Source organism: Klebsiella sp. BIGb0399 (assembly GCF_003752615.1).
Lineage (GTDB): Bacteria > Pseudomonadota > Gammaproteobacteria > Enterobacterales > Enterobacteriaceae > Klebsiella > Klebsiella lignicola.
Genome location: NZ_RKHT01000007.1, coordinates 247,839 through 268,412, shown reverse-complemented (window position 1 = coordinate 268,412; position 20,574 = coordinate 247,839). Strand labels below are relative to the sequence as shown.

Here is a 20,574-nt window from a genome sequence, read left to right as displayed (position 1 = left end):
ACCTTTATTTCAACATATCAAATGTAAGTTTGAACGATGTTCAATGCGAAGAAAGGTGCACGGATAAAAAACCCGCCTGTCAGGCGGGTCTGTGCGTTCAGGAATACAGGGCCAATAGCAAATGCCGTGCGACGATCTGCGGCACGCCACTTACCCCGCCCCCATCCTTAGCCGAACAGCTTACCTTTAAGCAGGTTCATGCCTTCTGACAGCAGGTCCTGCTGGGCAGGCTCCTCGCCGTTGGGTGATAAGCCATCGACGATTTTAGGCAGATACTCAGAAATCACCGACGATGCTGTTTGCGGATCGATCCCCAGCTTATCGCTCAGATCCTGCAGCGCGGAGGATCCTAACGCCGACGACACCTGATCGCGGGAAACCGGCAAGTTGTTCTGCTGGCCGATCCACGATTCGACGATCTCTCCCAGCCCGCCGCCGCGCAATTTCTCCAGTACGCCCTGAATACCGTCCTGCTGCTGGATCCAGCTCATAATGGCCTGCAGCTGCTCCGCTTTACCGGCCTGCCCACCCAGCATGCCGCCAATCTGATCAAGTAACCCCATGACAGACTCCGTGAACTGTGTCGTGAATGAATGACGGGATAAGCGTAGTTCATAAATCACGTTCCGACGCGGTCATCACGTGCTGCACAAAGCGGCTCAGCTTCGGCAACGGGCGCAGATCCTGACGCCACAGCAAATGGACCGGTCGTGACTGAGGCGTGTAGGCGTCCAGTACCCGCACCAGTTTGCCACTGGCAAGCGCCTCGCTGAGCAGGACTTCCGGCTGTAATAGCAACCCGGCACCGGCGATGGCCGCCATTCGCAGGCCGTGCCCGTCATTGCAGCGCAGCACCGCATCACGCTTCCAGCGCACCGCGTCCTGTTCGCCCGGCAATATCCACTCGTTGCGCGCGGTCCATACCGTATGGGACAGACAGCGATGGCTGGCCAAATCCGCCGGGGTGAGCGGCGTACCGTAGCGGGCCAGATAATCGGGAGCGGCGCAGATCACCATGCGGTATGGACAGAGATATTTCGCCACCAGATCGCGGTTGTGAATATCGCCGATACGGATCGCCAGGTCGATGCCTTCATCCACCAGATCGACCATCCGGTTGGTCAGATCCAGCTCGATGCGTACATCCGGCCAGCGCTGCAAAAAGCTGGCGGTGAGCGGCGCGATCACACAGGCGCCAAAGGAGGTTGGCGCGCTAATACGCAACGTCCCGGCGGGCGCCAGCCGCAGCCGTTCGACCGAGCGTTCGGCAATGGCGACCTGTTCCACAACCCGCCTGGCTTCCTCATAATAGACCCGCCCGGCGTCGGTCAGGCTCTGGCGGCGGGTATTGCGCTCAAGCAGTCGGGTGCCGAGCTGGCGCTCGATATTGGCGATGTATTTCCCGACCATCACCGCCGACATCTCCAGCCGCGATGCCGCATCGGTGAAGCTACCGCATTCCACCACGGCGATGAGTATCTCCATTCCGCGCAGCTTATCCATATTGCAAACCTCTGGTTAGTAATCATCTAACTTTTAGCCAGTTTATCCGATTCCTGTTTCATTAAAGAATAGAGGCTCACCACAGATAAGGAGCCAGCCATGAAAATCATCGTTATCGGAGCCAGCGGTACCATCGGACAGGCGGTCAGTGAAGCACTGAGTCACCAACATGACGTGATTCGCGTGGGTCGTACCCACGGCGATTTCCAGGTTGATATCACCTCGCAGTCAAGCGTTGAAGCGCTGTTTGAAAACATCGGCCAGGTCGATGCCATCGTCTCGGCCACCGGCAATCTGTTCTTTGGTCCGCTGGCCAGCATGACCGACCAGGATTTCAATCAAGGTTTGCAGGATAAGCTGCTGGGGCAAATTCGCCTGGCGCTGACCGGGCAGCACTACCTGAATGATGGCGGCTCGATTACCCTGGTCAGCGGGATTGTCGCTCACGAACCGATTGCCCAGGGCGTCAACGCCACCACGGTGAACGCCGGACTGGAAGGATTTGTCCGCGCCGCCGCCTGCGAACTACCGCGCGGGATCCGCATTAACCTGATAAGCCCCACCGTATTGACGGAATCGCTCGCGACCTATGACAGTTTCTTCCCCGGCTTCGACAGCATTCCCGCCGCAACCGTCGCCAGGGCCTATCGCCGTAGCGTGGAAGGGGTGCAGACTGGGCGGATCTACACCGTCGGCTACTGATTCACTCCATCACCGGGAGCGACGGCCAGCCAGACGCTCCCGGCTGACAGGCCGCTTTTACCAGCCCGGTTAAACAACACATGTTTTAAATATTGATCCGCTGCACACTCTCACTAAATAGCGCGGAGTGTGAGCGCTTTCGCATTCTTAATTTCCGCTGCCGCATCCCGCTTCAATTCACCCTATTCAGGAAACAAACCAATTCATTGATTTATTTGAAAATAACAATTCTTATCTTTAAAAATCATGGTGCAGACATCCGCCACAAATTCTCCACAGAATAACCAGGCCTTTTATACCGTGGCTGACAACCAATCATTCCGGACAATTTTCACCGAGGCGGAGTTTTATCTGCCTGAAAATAACCTTCCAGCGAGTTAATTATTAAATCGCCTTTTAGATAGCAGAAACCGCTGCAAAATGGTTTTTCGGGTTTATTCGCGCCGTTGAATCAGGCGCCAGGACAGAGGTAAAGCATTTTTTTTATATCGACGTTAGACATTTTTAATAATTTCTTAAATGCTGCGAGATTGTGACAATGGTAAACGAAATGTTATGATGAGTAGATTAGCTGTACTCCTCATTGGAATATCCATCTATACCCTAAATAATTCGCGTTGTAGGCAGGCGGCGACGCAGAGAATCTCCGGGAGCTTACTGAAGTAAGTGACTGGGGTGAACGAGTAACGCCAACGCCCATACAACTTGAAGTATGACGGGTATAACGCTGACTTAGCCTCGCAGTGATGAGAGAGCGCCATGACTAAACATCAATCTGTGCCTGTTGAAAATCTTGAAAGTAATACCATAAGACCCATTCCCCTTAATATGCGACACGGTAAACCCAGCGATCTTTTTACCATTTGGTTTGGTTCTAATATTATGCTGCTCACCGTTATTACCGGTGCCATGTCCGTCACTATTTTCCATCTTTCATTTTTCTGGTCAGTGATTGCATTACTTATCGGCAGCCTGGTTGGTGGCCTGTTTATGGCGCTACATTCTGCTCAGGGGCCTAAACTGGGCGTGCCGCAAATGGTACAAACCAAAGGTCAGTTCGGCTCCTATGGTTCCGTGCTGGTGGTATCGATAGTCGTATTAATGTATATCGGCTTTACCGCCTCCAGCCTGGTATTAGGCGGGCAATCCATGCATGCTATCTATAAACCGATGAACTCAGATATCGGTATTATTGTGGTAGGTGCGCTCAGCTTATTCGCAACCATTTTTGGTTATAAAATCATCCACTCCTACGCCAGAATAATGTCGTGGATTTCAGGGATTGTGCTGGCGGCGACCTTTTTATGGATCGTCTTTGTGCACGGACTGCCGGTCGATTTTCTCGATCGCGGCGGCTTTAACGGCGTCGGCTTCCTCGGGGCCGTCTCCATTGCCGCCCTGTGGCAGCTGGCCTACGCACCGTATGTCTCTGATTACTCACGCTATATGCCCTACAGCACCAACGACAAGAGCGTGTTTTACGCCAGCTACTTTGGCTGTATTTTAGGCTCATATCTGCCGATGATCCTCGGGGTGCTGGTCGCCACCTGCATTGGTAATGATGATATTATTCAAGGCATTATCGACCTCACCGGCGGCATGGGTGCGGTGGTGATTGTGGTTCTGGCCTTAGGGATCGCCGCCACCAACTCAATGATGCTGTACTGCGGCGTGCTCTGTACCTTGACCCTGGGCCAGACCTTTATTGATGGCTGGTCGCCGATGGCGCGGGCCAGAATCATTACCGCGATTCTGACGATGCTCCTCGAAATCGCGCTGGCAATTTATGGTCAGGAAAACTTCTTATTAATCTATACCAACTTTATTACCGTGCTGTTGTATGTCCTGGTGCCATGGACCGCCATTAACCTTGTGGATTATTACCTGGTCGCCCACGGTGAATATGATGTTGAATCGTTCTTCAAACGTGATGGCGGCGTCTACGGTTATTTTAATGCGACCGCCATCTTCTGTTATTTATTAGGTATTGCGGTAGAAGTGCCGTTTATGTCAACGGCTATATATACCGGCCCGATTGCGTTATCAATTGGCGGGGCTGATTTATCCTGGATTATTGGTCTGCTGGTGGTTTCACCTGTCTATTACACGCTCTCGAAAGCGAAGACTGTCAAGAAGATGGCTTTTGCTAAAGAGAAAGCTTAAGCAATACATTCCCTCAGTGTTTATTCCTGACTCCGGATACCCTCCGGAGTTTTTTTTACCCACGGTTTCCCACGACCAGCAGAATATGGCACGCGGAAATATCCCGCGCTAAACGAGAAAAAGAGGAAAAAAAAGCGCCCAATAATGGGCGCTTTATCGTTATCGTTATAGTCAGGAGACGGCCATCCAGTGGCGCAGGTTATCTAACATCGCCAGGCATTTCTCCAGTTCGGCCAGCGCAATAAATTCATCCGGCTTGTGCCCCTGCTCCATGCTGCCCGGCCCACAGATCATCGTCGCCACGCCCGCCTCGTCAAACAGACCGCCTTCGGTACCAAATGCGACGGTAGCAAAGTCAGCATTTCCCGCCCACTGCGCCAGCCAACCAGCAAACGCCGACTGCGGGTCGCTCAGCAGGCCTGGATACTGGCTGAGGGGATGAAAGCGAATCGTGGCGTCCTCCGCAACCGCACGCATCGCCGGTACCAGCTCTTCTTCGGCATAGGACTGCAGCCCGGAAAGGGTTTCGTCGAGGGAGACATCCGGCAAATGGCGAATTTCAAAATCGAACTGGCAGCGTTCAGGCACGATATTCAGCGCCGCGCCGCCGCTAATTAGCCCCACCTGCACCGTGCTGTACGGCGGGTCGAAACGCGCATCCTGGCGCAGCGCCAGCTTTTCACCCAGCACGCCTAATCGGGTCATCAGCTTCGCTGCATACTCAATGGCATTCACCCCTTCCGGGGCATAGGCCGAATGGCAGGCCTTGCCGTGAATATGGCAGCGCATCGCTAACTTGCCTTTGTGGCCATATACCGGGCGCATCCCGGTGGGCTCGCCGATAATGCACAGCGCGGGCTTCTCCGTTGAGGCTTTCAGGTGGTTGACCAGGCTCCGGACGCCCAGGCAGCCCACCTCCTCATCATACGAGAAGGCGAGATGCAGCGGCATGGTTAATGGCTGGGCGAGAAACGCGGGCACGGAGGCCAGAACGCAGGCGATAAAACCCTTCATATCGCTGCTGCCACGGCCGTAGCACAGGCCGTCGCGGAGGGTGAGTTCAAAAGGAGGGACCGTCCAGCGCTGCCCGTCAACCGGGACCACGTCGGTATGACCGGAGAGCATCACCCCGCCCGGCCCCGGTGGCCCCAGACGAGCATAGAGATTCGCCTTTTTACCCTCCTCGTCAAAAAACAGCCGGGATTCAATGCCAAAACCGCTCAGAAAGCGGTTTATGTAGTCGATCATTGCCAGATTGGATTCGCGACTGGTGGTATCAAAAGCCAGTAGCGTTGCCAGTATCGTTGTCGCCTGATTATTCATCGCCCGGCACTCCGTAACTGGGGGCCTCCCGCGGGTCGAGCGCACGCGTGATATAGGCCTGCATCTGCGGTTCATACGCCTGCCAGAGCGTGGAAAGCTCCCCGATGGGATCGTCATCGCTCCAGTCCACCCGCAGGTCGACCAGCGGCCACGAGTAGTCATCCACCACTTTCACCGCCGCAGAATGCACCGGGCCGGCCTCACCGCCGCAGGCCAGTCCGGCCTTCAGGGCGGCAATCAGCCGCATCGCCATTTCGCCTTCGCTACGCTCGAATCCGCTCACCATCGCCTCAACAACCGACGGGCTGGCCAGCATATTGCCGCCGGCGATACAGCTCTGCCCTTCGGCAACGTGGTAAATCCCGAGGGTTTTATCCCCGCTGAACGAGGCTGTTTTGCCGTTGGCATCGATGGCGATAATTTGCCGGTAACGGCTGAAATCATCCTCCGCCAGCGCGCGGCGCAGGGCCTTTTCAGGCTCAACGCCCTGCTCCAGCTGGGCCAGGGCGATCTGCCCCAGCGCCGGTAAAGTAATATTCTGACTGGACACCGCCCCCACGCCGGCCTGGAGCCACGGGCAACGCGCGCCGACGGCAATGCTGGAGGAGCTGATAGCAATACCAAACTGCCCGCTTTCCGGGCAATAAGCAGCAATAGAAAAGGTCATGGTGGCTCCTTATTTCACGTAATCATCAGGGATCACGGCAATCACATCGATCTCCATCAGCCACTGTGGCTGCGCCAGCGCGGAAATCACCAGCCCGGTGGAGATCGGGAAGACGCCCTTCAGCCACTTGCCCACTTCCTGATACACCGGCTCGCGGTAGCGCGGGTCAATAATGTAAGTGGTGGTTTTCACGATGTGCGACAGCTCGCTGCCGGCCTCTTCCAGCAGCTGTTTAACGTTTTTCATCGCCTGCTCGGCCTGGGCTTGCGGGTCGCCCAGCCCCACCAGGTTCCCGGAAAAATCGGTCCCCACCTGACCACGAACATAGACGGTATTGCCGGCGCGAACCGCCTGGCATAAATCGTTATCCAGGCTCTGATTCGGGTAGGTCTCTTTGGTGTTAAACATGCGAATACGGGTATGGGTTGGCATCTTGTTTATCCTGTTCAATGGGCGAATGTTCAGCGCTGACCGGCGGACTGGTACTGGCTGTATTTGCGTTGGGTGGCGATATGGTCCGCAATGTGTTTTGCGTCATGCCAGACGCCCCAGATAAAGGTTGAGCCACGGCGTGACAGCCACGGCAATCCGAGGAAATAGACCCCCGGTTCGCTGGAGACACCGCGCTGATGCTGCGGCCGACGCTGCTCATTGAAAGCGTTGACGTTCAGCCAGCTGTAATCCACCGCATAGCCCGTCGCCCAGATAATGGTGGTGATCCCGGCATCGGCGAGATTCAGTGACAGAATCGGTGTCGTCATGCACGACGGGTCGGGTAAAAACTCGCGCGCCTGTGGCTCCGGCGGCAGATCGAGGCCGTTTGCCTCAACGTAGCGATCCGCAGCATCCAGCAGCGCCAGGTAGTTTTCATCTCCGCGACGGATGTTGTCACACAGATCCGCCTGGAAGGTGGCCGTACCGGATTCAAAGGCTTTGGTCAGCCCCACCAGGGTGATGCCGCGCTGCGCCAGCTGGCGGAAATCGACGGTATGTCCGCCGTGGGCGCCGCTTACCGCGATGGTGACATGCTCTTTCCCCGGCGCGCTGGCAGGCGCATCCCACATGCCCAGCACCCCCAGCCACCAGCAGAAATCGCGATCGCGGTAAGCGCGTGGTGGACGGTCGTGGGCGCCAACGGACAGATAGACCTGGCGGCCCGCACGTTGCAGTTCGTCGGCAATCTGTACCCCGGAGGAACCCGCCCCGACGACCAGCACCCCACCAGCAGGCAGCTGTTCGGGGTTGTAGTAGCGGGCAGAGTGGATCTGATGGATCTCGCTCTCTTTCGGCGCAATCGCCGGGATCACCGGTTTCTGAAAGGGCCCGGTCGCCGCCACAATGCGCTGCGCTTCAATCACGCCATCAGTGGTTTCGATGGTAAATCCCGGACGCCCGCTGTTGCGTACCGCGCTCTTGACCTCCACCCCGGTACGCACCGGCAGCGCAAATTCCCTGACGTAATCTTCAAAATATTCCGCTACCCCCTCCTTGGGAATGAAGCTGTCGGGATCCCCCCCCTTAAACTCCATGCCGGGAAAGCGGTCATGCCACGCCGGACCATTCGCCACCAGCGAGTCCCAACGCCCGGTACGCCAGGCTTCCGCAATGCGGTTTTTCTCGATCACCAGATGTGAAATGCCAAGCTTCGTCAGATGCTCGCTCATGGCAATACCGGCCTGGCCCCCGCCCACAATCAGCGTATCAATATTTGTTTTTTCTACGGTCATAACATGTGTCCTTCGAATGGTGTTCAATCGCCAGGAATAAACCACTGCGCAGGACCGAGGTTAATAAACCGTAACAAACAGGTAAATTATTATAAATTTAGAACCTGAGAATAAAATAGTGATGCAGAGTGCAGCACCTTGAATAGTCTGAATAAATATAAAAAACCGCAGGATATCGGGCCTGAAACAGCTCAATAAAAGTCGTGAAATAAAAATAATGCGCCAACGCTCAAGCAATAAAAAATAGGTTAAGAGCCTCGTTTTTTTATATTTAAGCCGTCTGTTTAAAATAATCAGACGGCTGTCTTTTGGGGGTCAGGCTACCTTTGCCTCGACGTCCGGCGGGCTGAGCACCGCGTGACGGCAATATTCCATAAACAGCTGCGTCGGTTTGGTTGGCTCGCTGCTGCGCAGATGCGCCATGACCAGCGTGGAGTTGGCCATCTCATCCTGAATCTCGACGCAGCGCACCCGCTGGCCATCATAGGTCACGTCCGACACCGGGCGGGTCACCAGCACCGAAAAGCCCAGCCCCTGGCCGACCATACAGCGCACCATTTCAATCGACGGCGAGCTATAGGCAACCTGCGGGTTGTAGCCTTTATCTTTGAAAATACTGATAAAATAGTTGCGGCTCGGCACCACATCCAGCAGCACCATCGGCAGGGCATGCAGATCGGCGAGCTTCACCGTCGCCCGCTGCGCCAGCGGATGGTTCGCTGGCAGCAGAGCATAGGGTTTCTGCGGTGCGTTGAGACTCTCCGTCTGGATGGAGGTATCCAGCTCCAGGTCATACAGAAACGCCAGGTCAAAGCGACCGCGATGCAGGCCGTGGGCGATTTCATGCTGTTCGCCGTCGTAAATTTTAATGGTGATATCCGGATAGATTTTTTTAAACCCGGCAATCAGCGCGGGCAAATAGAGCGGCGCCGCAGTTTCAAAACAGCCGAGCGAAATAATGCCGGAGACCAGTTCGTTATCCGCTTTCGAATTTTGCTCAAACTGATGCGCCAGGCGCAGCAGCTCTTTGGCCTTCTCATAAAAGCGCTGCCCGCTGGGGGTCATCGACACGCCCTGGGCATGGTGGCGAATAAAAAACTGTTGCTCAAACATATCTTCCAGCGTTTTTACCGCAATGGAGACGGACGGTTGCGCGATGTGCAGCTGTCGGGAGGCTTCGGCAATACTCTCGGCTTCGACAACGGCCACGAAGTATTTCAGCTGTTTCAGGGTGAAGTGGGGCATCGGGGAGTACCTTATTTTTTATTCTCAGAGAGATAAGCTCGTTAGCATTAAACGATGCTCCCCTGCCCCCGCAACCCCGCCAGCGGAAAAAGATCAACAATCCGACACGGGTCTGATTTTTACAAAAAATTAACAGACAGCTGCCGCACAATGGCACGCCGACGACCATCAAGCGGTACCCAGCCTGCCCGATATTAAGCTCATCGCTATTTTTTTTATAATCTAATGACATGAAAGACAATATTAAATATTGTCAAAGCACGCCTGTGGCAATAAACAAAATCGTGAAGAAAAATAAAATAATTACCTTAAATACAATACATTAAAAACCTTTCACGGCGATTCTCGCGACAGTCATCCCCGTCACCGTCGCCCCGTGAATTCGCGGCTATTTCCCGCCAGCGGGACTAACACAGTTTTTTATGGAGGTTACCTAGATTTTTAGTCCTTTCTCGTCGTCCTCCCCTCCTGCATCATGAATTAACGGCAACAAATAAATAACAAACAAGCAACACATTAAGGGAGAGTCGGATGTCTGACAGAAACTTTTGGCAGCATAAACTGCGGGAGCAACGCTTTATCAGCCACGCGATCGTCGATGGCCGCCCCTGCTTCGCCCACAGCCGCGCGGTGTGCCCGGCGATCAACCCGGCGACCAATACCGTACTCGCGGAGGTCACCGCGCTGCAGGCGGAAGATATCGATCTTGCGGTGAAATCGGCCCGCGATAGCTTCAACGCCGGCGTCTGGTCAGGGCTGTCGCCACAGGAACGTAAAACCGTGCTGCTCAGGCTCTCCGCGCTGATCCTCGAACACCGTGAAGAGCTGGCGCTGCTGGAGAGTGCCAGCATGGGCAAACCGGTCAACGATGCGCTGAATATCGATATTCCCGGCGCCGCGCACGTCATCGCCTGGTACGCCGAGAGCATCGACAAAATGTACGACGAGGTCGCCCCCACCCGCAAAGGTTCGCTGGCCACCCTCACCCGCGAGCCGGTAGGCGTCGTGGCGGCCATCGTCCCGTGGAACTTTCCGCTCGACCTGGCCTGCTGGAAACTGGGGCCTGCGCTGGCCGCCGGCAACAGCGTGATTCTGAAACCGTCCGAAAACTCACCGTTCTCGGCGCTGCGCCTGGGCGAACTGGCCCTCGAAGCGGGTCTGCCGCCTGGCGTGCTGAACGTGGTCACCGGTCTCGGTACCGAAGCCGGCACCGCGCTTGGGCTGCATCACGACATCGACGTGATCACCTTCACCGGTTCGACCGCCGTCGGAAAGGCCTTTATGGCCTATTCCGCGCAATCCAATCTGAAGCAGGTGTGGCTGGAGTGCGGTGGTAAAAGCGCCAATATCATCTTTGCCGACTGCCAGGATCTCGATCTGGCCGCCGAAAAAGCCGCATTTGGCATCTGCTTTAACCAGGGCGAGGTCTGCTCCGCCAACTCGCGCCTGCTGGTTGAACGCCCGATCTACGCTGAATTCATCGCCCGGCTACAGGTAAAAATGCAGGCCTGGGCACCGGCTCACCCGCTCGATCCTCAGGCCAAAATGGGCGCCATGGTCAGCGCCGCGCATGCGCAGAAGGTGATCGACGCTATCCGCTGTGCTGAACAGGCGGGCGCTCACGTGCTCACCGGCGGCCAGCAGGTTGAGATTGACGGGGTTGCCAACTACGTACAGCCCACCTTGCTGGAAACGGTCAGCGAAGAGATGCCGCTGTGGAAAGAGGAAATTTTCGGCCCGGTGCTGGCGGTCCTGCCTTTTGATGATGAGCAGCAGGCGGTCCATCTGGCCAACAACCATATTTACGCCCTCGCCGCCTCAGTCTGGACGGATGACCTGCACCGTGCGCACCGCGTGGCCGGGCGTCTTAACGCCGGAACGGTGTCGGTCAATACCGTCGATGCGCTGGATGTCACGGTGCCATTTGGCGGCAATAAACAGTCTGGCTTTGGCCGGGATCTGTCGCTGCACGCCTTCGACAAATTCACCCAGCTTAAAACCACCTGGTTCCAGTTTCGCTAGCAGGCAGCGGCCATTGCCGCGCGCTGATTCCGCTTAAAGGAGAAAAAAATGATCGATTCTGTTCGCCCGACGCGCTCTACCACCGAGTATCAAAGCGCAGATGCCGCACACCATATCCATGCCTTCCTTGACCAGAAAGCGCTGAATGCCGAAGGGGCGCGCGTGATGGTGCGCGGCGAGCGCCTGCACCTGTGGGACAACGACGGTAATAAATACCTCGATGGCATGTCCGGGCTGTGGTGCACCCAACTGGGCTACAGCCGTCAGGATCTGGCGGATGCCGCGGCGGCACAGTTCGCCAAACTGCCCTATTACAATATGTTCTTTCACACCACGCACCCCACGGTCATCGAGCTGTCCGAACTGCTGTTCAGCCTGCTGCCCGGCCACTACAGCCATGCCATCTACACCAACTCCGGTTCCGAATCGAATGAAGTGCTGATCCGCACCGTGCGTCGCTACTGGCAGATCCTCGATAAGCCGCAGAAAAAGGTGATGATTGGCCGCTGGAATGGCTATCACGGTTCAACCCTTGCCGCCACAGCCCTCGGCGGCATGAAAGCGATGCACACCATGGGTGGGATGATCCCCGACGTCGCCCACATCGATGAACCCTACTGGTATATGCACGGCGGCGACCTGACGCCGCAGGAGTTCGGGCTGCGCTGCGCCCGCCAGCTGGAAGAGAAAATTCTGGAGCTGGGGGCAGAGAACGTCGCCGGCTTTATTGCCGAGCCGTTCCAGGGCGCCGGGGGAATGGTGTTCCCGCCGGAAAGCTACTGGCCTGAGATTCAACGCATTTGCCGGAAACATGACGTGCTGCTGTGTGCCGACGAAGTCATCGGCGGCTTTGGCCGAACCGGCGAGTGGTTCGCCCACCAATATTTTGGCTTCGAACCGGATACCCTTTCCATTGCCAAAGGACTCACCTCCGGCTACGTACCGATGGGCGGCCTGGTGTTGAGCAAGCGCATGGCCGACGTGCTGGTCGAGAAAGGCGGCGTGTTCGCCCACGGTCTGACCTACTCCGGCCATCCGGTGGCTGCCGCTGTCGCCATCGCCAACCTCAAAGCGCTGCGGGATGAGCAGTGGGTGACGACAGTGCGTAACGACAGCGGTCCCTATTTACAAAAGACGTTGCGCGAAGTGTTTGGCAACCACCCGCTGATCGGTGAAATCCAGGGAGCAGGCCTGGTCGCGGCCCTGCAGTTCGCCGAAGACAAGCAGACCCGCAAACGCTTTGCCAATGAAAACGATCTGGCCTGGCGCTGCCGGACCATCGGCTTTGAGGAAGGCGTGATTATCCGCTCGACCCTGGGACGCATGATCATGGCCCCGGCGCTTATCGCCAGCCACAGCGAGCTGGATGAGCTGGTTGAGAAGACTAAAAAAGCCGTCGACCGCACCGCCCGAGAGATCGGCCTGCTGTAACCCCCTCTGCTGCTTTTCCCCAAGCCCGCTTCACCGCGGGCTCATCACTATTTCCAGCGTCATTTCCCCCGCGCCCGGCGTTTATTTTTAAACAGCTAATAGCACGAGGTGCTTAGTTTATAATAAGCGTGCTAATTATATTACCCGTTATCAACGACACCTTGCGGTAGCCGTTCGCCATTCATCAATTATCCCTGCAAGGCACCGATGGTTCACATCGCATGTCATCGCGTGCCATCAACATTCACATACCGGGCATCCTGGGTCGCTCACTATCGGGATATTTAGAGCCTGTTTAATGAAGAGATCGACAATATGAATATTAAAAAACTGCGTGTCATGCTGTTACTGGTTGTGCCTGCTCTGGGGCTGGCCGCGGGTGGCTGGTATTATTTAGCCAACGGTCGTTACGTCGAAACCGATAATGCGTACGTCAAAGCGGATAAAACCGGCATTAGCGCGGAAGTCGCTGGCCGGGTTGAAAATGTCGCGGTGAAAGAGAACCAGCACGTTAATAAAGGCGACCTGCTGTTTAGCGTCGATCCGAAGCCCTATCAGCTGGCTGTCGCCCAGGCAGAGTCCGACCTGAATACTACCGTTATCGATTTGAACACCATCAAATCGCAATACCAAAGCAAGCTGGCGAATATCGCGGTGTCGCAAAGTCAGCACCAGTATGCCCAGCGTGAGGAAGACCGTCTGCATCGTCTGAACGGGCCTGGCTATGTTTCCGCCTCGGATCTCGATGGCGCCCATCAAAAAACGCTGCTGATGGCGCTGGAAGTCAACATGCTTAAAAAACAGCTGCAGGAAGTGGCGGATAGCTTTGGCGGCGATATTGCAATGCCGGTTGAACAACACCCGCGTTATAAAAAGGCGCTGGCCGAGTTAAATACCGCCAAAAATAATCTGTCGCACGTGCAGGAATATGCCCCGGCCTCCGGCACCATTACCAAAGTGCTGCAGAAAGGCGAATATGTGCAGAACGGCACCACCACCATGTTATTAGTCTCCGATAAGAACTTATATATCGAAGCGAATTTCACGGAAAAAGATCTGGCGCATATCCGCAATAACCAGCAGGCAGAAATTAATGTCGATTACGCCCCAGGGGTGACCTGGCACGGCAAAGTGAGCAGCATTAGCCCGGCGACCGGCGCGGAATACTCGGTGATCCCGGCCGAAAACGCCACTGGCAACTGGGTCAAAGTCACCCAGCGTGTCCCGGTACGTATTCGTCTGCAAACTGACGCCCAACAGCCGCAGCTTCGTGCTGGCCTGAGCGCGGCGATCAAAATCGATACCCAATCTGACGTCAACAGCGCGTCGTAAGGGGGAACCGTGTCTGATGTGATTGCGGCTGCGCCGCCGAAAAACAGCGCCGTTGACCGTCGCCTGCTGATCACCTTTTCGGTGATGCTGGCGACGATTATGCAGGCGCTGGATACCACCATCGCCAACGTTGCCCTGCCCCATATGCAGGGCGCCATGGGGGCCACCCAGGACCAGACTTCGTGGGTACTGACCTCGTATATCGTCGCGGCGGCCATCGCCATGCCGTTGACCGGGTTTATCTCCGCGCGTATCGGGCGTAAGCGTCTGTTTGTCATTGCGGTGATTGGCTTTACGATCGCCTCGATGCTGTGCGGTGCCGCGCAGACGCTCAACCAGATCGTGTTGTTCCGTTTATTGCAGGGGATATTTGGCGCCAGTCTGGTGCCGCTGTCGCAATCGGTGATGCTGGACAGCTGGCCGCCGGAGAAACATGGTTCCGCCATGGCCATGTGGGGCATGGGGGTGATGGTCGGTCCGATTCTTGGCCCGGCGCTGGGCGGCTGGTTAACCGAGTATTACAGCTGGCGCTGGGTGTTTTATATCAACATTCCTTTTGGTGTTCTGGCCTGGCTGGGCATTAGCACCTTCGTCAGCGAAACCCCCGTCGACCGTACGCGGAAGTTTGACCTGCTGGGATTCTTTTTCCTCAGCGTCGCCATCGGCAGCCTGCAGCTGTTTCTCGACCGCGGCGAGTCAAAAGAGTGGTTTTCCAGCGGTGAAATTATTATCGAGGCGGTACTGGCCGCGCTGGCGCTCTATCTGTTCGTGGTGCATATCTTCACCATCAAAAAGCCGTTTATCGACCCGGGGATTTTCCACGATAAGAACTTTGTCGTCGGCCTGCTGTTCAGCTTTGTGGTGGGGACGATCCTGCTGGCAACGATGGCGCTAATGCCGCCGCTGCTGCAAGGCATGATGGGCTATCCGGTGATTGACGTCGGGTTGCTGATGACCCCGCGCGGGTTTGGCACCATGCTAAGCATGATGCTGGTCGGGCGTATCGCGGGCAAGGTCGACATGCGTTACGTGATTAGCGTCGGTATCGTGATCATGGCGTTTTCCCTGTGGATGATGACGCGTTACGCCATGTGGATGAGCCCGTGGGATATTATCAGCTCCGGCGTGGTCCAGGGGATCGGGATGGGGTTAACCTTCGTGCCGCTTTCCACGTTGACCTTCTCGACGCTGCCCGCGCAGTATCGTACCGAAGGGACCTCGCTCTATTCGCTGATCCGCAATATCGGCAGCAGTATCGGGATTTCGGTCGTGACCACCTACCTGGCGCAGCAGGTCCAGCGTAACCACATGACCTTCTCCGGCTTTATTAACCCGTTCAATAAGGCGTTGCAGCATGATATGCAGTCCGGCGCGTACAACATTCATCATCTGCCGGGGCTGCTGGCCATCAACGGCGAAGTGACGCGTCAGGCGACGGTGCTGGCTTACTATCAGGATTTCCGCCTGATGATGTTCTTGTGTTTTCTGTTGTTACCGCTGGTGTTTTTATTTTCTCGGCCATCTGTTGTTAAGAACAACTAATATATTTAATACCACCGGTAAAATTCAAAATTAAATGTAAATCCATGCCTTAAAATACGCTACGACCTGTACAGTTATTGGTTGTCGTTTAATTAAGACGTGTTGATCTTCACTCTGGATATTAGTAATGCAAATGAAATACCTCCCCCTTTTTACCCTGTGCATCGGGCTGTTTTCCGGTGTTCCTTTCGCTAAGGCGGGAGAAGTTAAAACCAACGCTGAAAAATCAGCGGACGATCCGACCAAAGTCACCACCAAAGTCGGGGTCTCCTGGTCCGATAACTATGAGATGAACGACAGCAACGTCTCATTCTCAGGCTCTCTGGCCTTCGATCAGGTCAAGAAACTGAACGTCCGGGTCAATAGCGATGCTTCAGAGTGGCGCGTCGGTGGCTCATGGTTATTTCCGATTGGGATTTTGAATTTCAACTTTGGTAAAAATGAGTTTCCCGATGATTCATCGCAAACCAACTATTCCGTCGGCACCTTTATCCCTCTGAGTTTCTTTGGTATCGAGCCGGCCGGCTTCCAGATCTTCCCGATGGCGGGATATACCTATAACGATGGCGACCACATGGCGTGTAATACCGATAAACACAAGGCCTGTTCACAGCCGGGTTTTGACGGTATGCCATCGCCAGCTAACGGTTTTGAGTCCACCAATGTGACCGGCAGTAGCGGCTATCTGGGGGCATTCGCGCTGAAGCCACTTAGCGAAAATCTGCGCCTGCTGGGTTTTCTGGCGGGATCCTACGGTTCGAAGAACGATGCCGGCGACAACTACAAAGGCTACTTTGCCGGTATCGGCCTTGGCTATAACCTGACGGAACATAACTCGGTCAAAGTGATGACCTATGTTCAGGATAACAATACCTATCTGGATGAGGCGGACAAGCGCATCCTGCTCGGCTGGCAATATCAGCTGTGATCCTGCGGTGGAGGCCACGACGGCCTCCACCACTCCCCCACTATTCCCCCGCAATTACCGCAACAACGAAGGATTAGCTGGCTAACGATTGGATAAAACAACATTCTGCTTTTCCACCGCCGGGACCCCCGTTAAAAATAGCGATAAATTAAAAAATAGCTCACTATTTTGTTTTTTAATCCCCCGAACATTTCACATAACGGGTTGTTGCGAATCATAAAATCTCAGGCAGAAATAATTCTGCAACAATTCACACCTATATTTCCAGGCCTCAACAAAAAGTCAGTTTCACCCCATATATAACTGAGGCTCATTGTGAATCGCTATATTCCTTTTTCTTTGTCTCTGGTCGCCAGCACCCTTTCAGGTGCGCTCTACGCTACGCCGATTAATACCCCAATACTCTCCAGCATTGATAATTTCCGCGATATCGCGGGGACGACCTCGGTTTATACCACCAGCCACGATGGCACCATGCGCACCGGAGTGTTTTATCGCGCCAACGCGCTGACGCTCTCTGCCGCGGACCAGGCGACGCTCAGTTCACTGGGGATCAGTGACGTTTATGACTTACGTACCCCCAGCGAAATCGCCAGCGCCCCGGACGTGCTGCCGGACGGCGCCACCTATACCAACATCGACATCATCGGGAGCGGCACCTCCGGCAGCAACATCACCAGCGTGTCCGTCACCAGCGCTGCCGCCGCGAAAGCCATGATGCAGCAGGCTAACGTCTCGTTCGTCAGCGATGCGGGAATGCGCGCGCAGTTCACGACCCTGTTTAACGATTTAGCCAGCGCCGATGGCGCCGCCCTGTTTCACTGCACCGCCGGCAAAGACCGGACCGGCTGGACCGCGGCGATGCTGCTGAGCATTGCCGGCGTCGATAGCGCCACCATCATGGAAAACTACCTCGCGACCAATGACTATACCCGCCAGCGGATTGCGGCGACTCTCGCGGCGATGCCACCGGCGATGGCGGCGATCTACGAGCCGCTGCTTGGCGTCGATGCCAGCTATCTGCAGGCCGGTCTCGATGAGATCACCTCGCAATACGGCACGGTAGATAATTACCTCAAGGAAGGGCTGGGGCTGTCACAGGAGACTATCTACGTGCTGCGCGGCAAAATGGTTCACTATGCGCAGCTGCCGGGTCAGAGCGCGCTACGCGGCAACGCCGCCCAGGGCGCAGCGCTGCTGAATGCGCTACAAAATAGCGAGCTGTCCGGCCACTACACGGCTTACAACAACTACCTGCAATCGGCGATCGATGCCGGGACGCTCGGGGGCGTGGAATCGCAGGTTGGCGGGCAGATTTATGCCGATACCGCCAGCTATCTGCTGCGCAGCGGTTCGCGACTGGACAAGGCGCTGGCGCCGAATACCGACAGCCGTCAGCTACGGGACGGCGAAGGTAAGCTCTGGCTGACCGCGCTGAACGGCTATCTGGGGACCGATGGTTCTTCCCGTGCCGCCAGCAGCAACGAACACTCCACCGGGACGCTGCTGGGCTATACCCAACGGGTGAACGCGCAGCTCAGCGCTTACGGCACCGTAGGCTATAGCTGGGGCTCGCTGAGCAGCGCCAACGCGGAAGCCGACGCCAACACCACGCTGGTAGGGATCGGTACGCGTTACGCCTTCGAGGATCTCGCCCATGGTCCTTTTGCCGCCGCTGACCTTAACGCTGGCTGGGTCGATTACAGCAGCACCCGTCGGCTGAATGGCGGGTTAGGCACCGCCTCCGGCGATACCCACGGTCAGGTGGTGGGCGGTACGCTGCGCCTGGGTTACGTCAGCGCGTTTGAGGCGGTCAGCGTGGAATCCTCCATCGGCACCCGGCTCACCCATCTGCGCATGGATGCCTTCCACGAAAGCGGCAGCGAGCTGGCGCTGGACGTCGATAGCGTGAGTGAAAACAGCAGCAGCGGGCTGGCCGGGGTGAATCTCGCCTTTAACCCGCACAGCCTCGGCAGCTGGACGCTCTCGCCGGCGGTAAATATCGGCTACGAGCACTTCTTCAGCGGCCCGTCGGTCAGCACCGGTGGCCAGGTCTATCGTTATGAGGTGTGGCAGCATTCTGCCTATGATAGCCGCGATATCGTTAACGCCGGGGCCAATATTGGCCTCACCCGCGGGGCGCTGAGCCTGAATCTTGGCGGCCAGGCGGAAATCGCCAGCGGCGGAGACAGCCACGGCTACAGCGGAAACCTCAGCGTGGCTTACGCCTTTTAACGCACCGGGGCAGAGCGTTAAATGACGTTTTGCCCCGTTCATTTCTCTCGCCGGCTATTTTCCTTTGTAATAATAAGGAAATAGTCTATTTCTCACCGCTATCAAAAAAGAGTTGATCTGATATGCACAAGCTCTTACTTTGCTAACCAGTTTTCATACGAGATAAGACGATGCCGACAATAACAGCCAGTAGTATGCAAGAAGCAAAGGAATTAATTCACTGCGGGAATTACCGGGAAATTGTTCTGAATTTTGATATTGATGCTGATGATTTCTTCACCCTCGCGACGTCCCAGAATACGACCAAAGTGACCATGCGCAACACCAACCACCACTCACCGGTAACAGCAGAAAAATAATAAAACACCTCTGAGGGATTCTTTTATGTGGCTCTTTATTGGCACGCTTGCCGTGGCCTTTCTCTCTTCATTAATGCTGATTTGGCTTGATGATCGTATTGCCGAAAGCGATTAAACCATATTAAAACTCTGCGCCGCCCGGCGGCGCGGAGTTAATGATTCAGACCTACAGCGACTTCGCCAGACGTTCGACGGCGGTCATCAGCCCTTCTTCCGACACCGTAGAATAAGACAGACGCAGCGTGCGGGTGTCCGGATTGTCGTGATAGAACGCTTCGCCCGGGACGTACACCACGCCGTTTTCCAGCGTTTTCTGCAACCATGCCATGGTATCAAACGGATAACGGAAACGGGCCCACAGGAACATACCGCCTTGCGGTCGGCTGAACTCGATGTGCTCTCCGAGGCGCGATTCCAGCGCATCCGCCAGCGCCACACACTTCTTACGATAATCTTCACGGATCAGCGCGATCTGGCTATCCAGCCGGTTCATTGCCAGGTATTCCGCGGTGATCACCTGCGACAGCATATTGGTATGCAGATCCGCCGCCTGCTTGACGATCACCGTCTGGTGCGCCAGCCAGTCCGGCATGACGATCCAGCCGATACGCATCCCCGGCGCGAGGATTTTGGAGAACGTCGAGGTGTAGACCACCTGATCTTCACAGCCCAGTTCCACCGCGTGCTGATACAGCGGACGGCGGACTTCATCGGTAAAGCTGATTTCACCGTAGGGGTCATCTTCGATGATGACAAAATCGTGCTGCTTCGCCAGCTCAACCAGACGGCGGCGGCGATCGTCGCTCAGGGTTTTTCCCCCTGGGTTACCGAAGGTCGGCACCAGATAGACCGCTTTCACCTGCGTGGTGGCCAGCAGATCGGCCAGTTGCTCAACCAGCATCCCGTTATCGTCGGTATCCACGCTGAGAATATTGGCCTGCGCCAGCTGGAATACCTGCAACGCCGCCAGATAGGTCGGACGCTCCACCACGATCGCATCGCCCGGATCGAGCAGCGTGCGGGCCACGATATCCAGCGATTGCTGCGAACCGGAGGTGATATAGACGTGGCTGGCCTGGCAGGCAACACCGCGCGCCTGGCACAGTTCGCTCACGGCCTGACGCAGCGGCGGGTAGCCTTCGGTCAGCCCATACTGGAATGCATCGTTGAAGCGCCCGCTCATCACCTGCTGCACCGCCAGATTCAGACCTTCGGTATCAAAAAGTTCCGGAGCCGGAATGCCGCCGCCCAGCGAGATAACGCCGGGGAGCTTACTGTGCTTGAGAAGTTCGCGAACGGCGGAGGGCTTGAGTTCACCCGCGCGGACGGCGAGTCGCCTATCGTGCATGCTATTTTCCTTTTCTGTCTTGTTGTTGTGATGTGTTATCTGTTTCT

At 55.9% G+C, this 20,574-nt stretch carries 17 protein-coding genes; 9 read left to right on the top strand and 8 right to left on the bottom strand.

Translation table 11 applies throughout. From position 1 onward, the window contains the following. Nucleotides 1–167: 167 nt before the first annotated feature. Nucleotides 168–563 (bottom strand): YidB family protein, encoded by a 396-nt coding sequence (locus EDF82_RS15845; protein WP_123756488.1) that lies wholly within the window; start codon nucleotides 561–563, stop codon nucleotides 168–170. A gap of 49 nt (nucleotides 564–612) precedes the next feature. Then, complete coding sequence (locus tag EDF82_RS15840) at nucleotides 613–1,503, bottom strand: LysR family transcriptional regulator (RefSeq protein ID WP_123756487.1); 891 nt, start codon at nucleotides 1,501–1,503, stop codon at nucleotides 613–615. 99 nt (nucleotides 1,504–1,602) lie between these two features. On the opposite strand from EDF82_RS15840, the gene EDF82_RS15835 reads away from it, so the two are divergent. Together EDF82_RS15835 and EDF82_RS15825 are read left to right on the top strand one after the other, a co-directional pair. Beyond that, nucleotides 1,603–2,205 (top strand): short chain dehydrogenase, encoded by a 603-nt coding sequence (locus EDF82_RS15835; RefSeq protein ID WP_123756486.1) that lies wholly within the window; start codon nucleotides 1,603–1,605, stop codon nucleotides 2,203–2,205. Nucleotides 2,206–2,964: 759 nt separating this feature from the next. Next, nucleotides 2,965–4,368, top strand: coding sequence for a cytosine permease (locus EDF82_RS15825; RefSeq protein ID WP_123756485.1), 1,404 nt, complete (start codon nucleotides 2,965–2,967; stop codon nucleotides 4,366–4,368). A 171-nt stretch (nucleotides 4,369–4,539) separates the two neighbouring features. Here the strand turns inward: EDF82_RS15825 and argE are convergent, their stop codons facing one another. The 5 genes from argE to EDF82_RS15800 all read right to left on the bottom strand — a co-directional run bounded on the left by argE (nucleotide 4,540) and on the right by EDF82_RS15800 (nucleotide 9,330). Then, nucleotides 4,540–5,691, bottom strand: a complete 1,152-nt coding sequence (argE, locus tag EDF82_RS15820) for an acetylornithine deacetylase (RefSeq protein WP_123756484.1) — start codon at nucleotides 5,689–5,691, stop codon at nucleotides 4,540–4,542. Further along, entirely contained in the window at nucleotides 5,684–6,358 is a 675-nt protein-coding gene (locus EDF82_RS15815) for a DUF1028 domain-containing protein (protein ID WP_123756483.1), read from the bottom strand. Before EDF82_RS15815 ends, argE begins: the two co-directional genes overlap by 8 nt. Nucleotides 6,359–6,367: 9 nt before the next feature. Beyond that, nucleotides 6,368–6,790: a RidA family protein gene (locus EDF82_RS15810; protein WP_123756482.1), complete on the bottom strand. Its 423-nt coding sequence runs from the start codon at nucleotides 6,788–6,790 to the stop codon at nucleotides 6,368–6,370. A gap of 29 nt (nucleotides 6,791–6,819) precedes the next feature. Continuing rightward, nucleotides 6,820–8,085 (bottom strand): NAD(P)/FAD-dependent oxidoreductase, encoded by a 1,266-nt coding sequence (locus tag EDF82_RS15805; protein ID WP_123756481.1) that lies wholly within the window; start codon nucleotides 8,083–8,085, stop codon nucleotides 6,820–6,822. A gap of 315 nt (nucleotides 8,086–8,400) precedes the next feature. After that, nucleotides 8,401–9,330, bottom strand: a complete 930-nt coding sequence (locus EDF82_RS15800; RefSeq protein ID WP_123756480.1) for a LysR substrate-binding domain-containing protein — start codon at nucleotides 9,328–9,330, stop codon at nucleotides 8,401–8,403. Nucleotides 9,331–9,861: 531 nt separating this feature from the next. Between EDF82_RS15800 and EDF82_RS15795 the strand changes: the two genes are divergently transcribed. The 7 genes from EDF82_RS15795 to EDF82_RS15765 all read left to right on the top strand — a co-directional run bounded on the left by EDF82_RS15795 (nucleotide 9,862) and on the right by EDF82_RS15765 (nucleotide 19,179). Continuing rightward, complete coding sequence (locus EDF82_RS15795; RefSeq protein ID WP_123756479.1) at nucleotides 9,862–11,352, top strand: aldehyde dehydrogenase; 1,491 nt, start codon at nucleotides 9,862–9,864, stop codon at nucleotides 11,350–11,352. Nucleotides 11,353–11,400: 48 nt separating this feature from the next. Beyond that, a complete protein-coding gene (locus tag EDF82_RS15790) occupies nucleotides 11,401–12,783 on the top strand; it encodes an aspartate aminotransferase family protein (protein WP_123756478.1) in 1,383 nt (460 codons plus the stop codon). A 315-nt stretch (nucleotides 12,784–13,098) separates the two neighbouring features. Beyond that, nucleotides 13,099–14,115: an HlyD family secretion protein gene (locus tag EDF82_RS15785; RefSeq protein WP_123756477.1), complete on the top strand. Its 1,017-nt coding sequence runs from the start codon at nucleotides 13,099–13,101 to the stop codon at nucleotides 14,113–14,115. Between the two features lie 9 nt (nucleotides 14,116–14,124). Beyond that, the gene (locus EDF82_RS15780; protein ID WP_123756476.1) at nucleotides 14,125–15,657 is read left to right on the top strand and encodes a DHA2 family efflux MFS transporter permease subunit; all 1,533 of its coding nucleotides are present in this window, start codon (nucleotides 14,125–14,127) and stop codon (nucleotides 15,655–15,657) included. Nucleotides 15,658–15,784: 127 nt separating this feature from the next. Continuing rightward, nucleotides 15,785–16,585, top strand: coding sequence for a hypothetical protein (locus EDF82_RS15775; protein ID WP_123756475.1), 801 nt, complete (start codon nucleotides 15,785–15,787; stop codon nucleotides 16,583–16,585). Nucleotides 16,586–16,900: 315 nt separating this feature from the next. Continuing rightward, nucleotides 16,901–18,820 carry a tyrosine-protein phosphatase gene (locus EDF82_RS15770; protein ID WP_123756474.1) on the top strand — a complete coding sequence of 640 codons (1,920 nt, stop codon included), beginning with the start codon at nucleotides 16,901–16,903 and terminating at the stop codon, nucleotides 18,818–18,820. 170 nt (nucleotides 18,821–18,990) lie between these two features. Next, the gene (locus tag EDF82_RS15765; RefSeq protein ID WP_123756473.1) at nucleotides 18,991–19,179 is read left to right on the top strand and encodes a hypothetical protein; all 189 of its coding nucleotides are present in this window, start codon (nucleotides 18,991–18,993) and stop codon (nucleotides 19,177–19,179) included. A 166-nt stretch (nucleotides 19,180–19,345) separates the two neighbouring features. On the opposite strand, the gene EDF82_RS15760 is transcribed toward EDF82_RS15765, so the two are convergent. Next, nucleotides 19,346–20,527 carry a PLP-dependent aminotransferase family protein gene (locus tag EDF82_RS15760; RefSeq protein ID WP_123756472.1) on the bottom strand — a complete coding sequence of 394 codons (1,182 nt, stop codon included), beginning with the start codon at nucleotides 20,525–20,527 and terminating at the stop codon, nucleotides 19,346–19,348. Between the last annotated feature and the right edge of the window lie 47 nt (nucleotides 20,528–20,574).